Here is a 2,207-nt window from a genome sequence, read left to right as displayed (position 1 = left end):
GCCGTCGGATACGAGGGCGAGTCCGGGTCCGGCAACATCTCGGTGCCGGACGTTCGCGGGCTGCCTTGACGACCGTGGCGTACCGCGGCCTCGTGGGCGGCCGGCTTCTTCCTCGGTGCTGCGGTGTTCACGACCACTGGCTACGTCGTGTTGCACCTCACGAGTCCGTGAGCGTCGCGCCGGGTTCGCGGGTGCCGTGCTCGCCGCCGTGCAGGTCACTGGGAGTGCGGGCCGCCTGGTCGGCGGGGAAGTGTCCGACCGCATCGGCGGCCGCCCGCTCGGGGCCCCGCACTCGTTCTCGCGGTGCAATCCGCGCTGTCGGCCGTCTGCTTTCTCGGGATCGTGCTCGCGGACGCCCCGCTGACGGCCGCAGTCGCGTTCCCGCTGCTCGGACTGTTCATCCTCGGGTTCCCGGGCGTCTACCACGCCGCGATGACCGCGCTCGTAGCGGACGAGGACGTCGGCGCCGCGACCGCGGGCGGCCAGACGTCCGCTGAACGCGGCGGCCTCGTCGCACCGCCGCTGTTCGGGTTCGTCGCCGACGCTCACGGCTACGACGCGGCCTGGGTGCTGCTCGCCGGCGTCGCGGCTGTCGCCGCGGCCGTGGTCTGGACGCAGGTCCGGCCGTAATCGGCGGACTACTGCCGCTGGAGCGACGTGGCGCCGGCGGGCACCCGGAACTGCGCGAGCTGTCGCCGGTCGGCCTCCGACGCGGGCACTGACTTGTCGACGGCGTACGCGGTGTAGGTCGCGGCCTCCGCCGTGAACTCCGCGGTGGCGTACCCCCAGTGGTGACTGTCGAAGAACGCCACGTGCGGGTTCTCCTCGCGCACTGCCCGCCGGAGCAGCCACCTCGCCATCGGTCCGTCGGGGAGGTCCAGAACCTCCCGCAGGTTCGCGCTGGAGATCGCGGGCGCGACGAACTCCACGCCGAGGCGCTCCGACTGGGCGTCGTCGTCGTAGCTCTCCTTGATGTAGCCAGCCGCGTACGAGTGCAGGTCACCGGTCAGCGCCACGGCGTTCTCCGCGGCGCCCAGGTCTCGAGCGACCGACTGCCGCTCGGATTCGTAGCCGGCCCACGAGTCCACGCTGTACGCTTTCGCACCCCGGACGTCGACCTCGAGATTCATGTGGATGACCTCGTTCGCCCACGCGGTCCACGTCGCCGTTGACGACCGGACCTCGTCTCGGAACCACTCGCGCTGGCGCGTTCCCAGTACTGTCCGCGACCCGTCGGGGCCGCTCGGCTCGCTGGCGAGCGACGTCGCGAGCGGCGTCGGCAGGTCGCTCTCCGGCGGCGCCGACCGGAACAGCCGCTGATCGGTTACGACCAGGTCCAGCAGGTCGCCGAACCGGAACGACCGGTAGAGGCCCAGCGAGTCGAGCAACTCGGCGTCCGGGTCGTAGCGCACTCGCGCCGGCGTGTACTCCCACCACGCCCGGATGCCGGCGGCGAACAGGTCCCGCATGAACTCCTCGTCGTCGTTGCGCGGGTGGGAGCCGTCGCCCGCGTACGGCCGATCGTCGTCGTAACTGTAGAACCGGTCGTTGACGATTTCGTGGTCGTCCCACGTTGCGATGAGCGTGTGCGCCGCGAGCGCCGCCTGGAGCGACCGGTCCGAACGGTACGTCCGGTGGAGGTGGCGGTAGTCATCGAGCCCCGTGGCGATGGAACTGCCGCTCGGAAGCGCGATGTCCCGACCGTCGTATGGCGACGACCCGGCGTGCTCGTAGATGAAGTCCCCGAGGTGCACCACGTAGTCGACGTCGTCCCCGGCGACGTGGCGGTACGCGCCGTAGTAGCCGTTCCGGTAGTCCTGGCAGTTACAGACCGCCAGCGTGACGCCGTCCGGGGAACTCTCCGGTGCGGGGAGCGTTCGCAGGCGGCCGACCGGTGAGACCGTGCCGGCGTGCTGGAACCGGTACCAGTACGGTCGGCCGGCGTCGAGGCGGCCGTCCAGGTCGACTTTCACGGTGTAGTCCCGGTCCGGCCCCGTGGTACCGGCGTCGTAGACGCCGGCCAGGTACTGGAAGCCGTCGTCCCGAGCGACCTGCACCGACAGCGGGGCGCCCTCGCGGTATTCGTCGGGCGCGACGCGCGTCCAGAGGACGCTTCCGCTGGGAGTGGGGTCCCGCTCGCCACGCCCTGCGGGAACGCCTCGTGGTCTGCGGGCCCGTCCAGAGCGTCGCGGCCGGTTCGCGCGGCG

General features: G+C 71.5%; 3 protein-coding genes. 1 reads left to right on the top strand and 2 read right to left on the bottom strand.

Annotated features, from left to right (window positions below; translation table 11 throughout):
- Positions 1-157 precede the first annotated feature (157 nt).
- Positions 158-292 carry a hypothetical protein gene (locus tag GRX66_RS20415; protein ID WP_267903103.1) on the bottom strand — a complete coding sequence of 45 codons (135 nt, stop codon included), beginning with the start codon at positions 290-292 and terminating at the stop codon, positions 158-160.
- 11 nt (positions 293-303) lie between these two features.
- On the opposite strand from GRX66_RS20415, the gene GRX66_RS19680 reads away from it, so the two are divergent.
- Positions 304-630, top strand: a complete 327-nt coding sequence (locus tag GRX66_RS19680; RefSeq protein ID WP_201293096.1) for a hypothetical protein — start codon at positions 304-306, stop codon at positions 628-630.
- An 8-nt stretch (positions 631-638) separates the two neighbouring features.
- On the opposite strand, the gene GRX66_RS18415 is transcribed toward GRX66_RS19680, so the two are convergent.
- Positions 639-2,207 (bottom strand): alkaline phosphatase D family protein (locus tag GRX66_RS18415; RefSeq protein ID WP_159527776.1); only part of this gene is annotated, 1,569 nt, incomplete at its 5' end.

Origin of the sequence: Halobacterium bonnevillei, from assembly GCF_009831555.1 — an archaeon.
In the GTDB taxonomy this organism is placed as follows: Archaea; Halobacteriota; Halobacteria; order Halobacteriales; family Halobacteriaceae; genus Halobacterium; species Halobacterium bonnevillei.
This window is presented reverse-complemented; position numbering and strand designations above follow the sequence as displayed.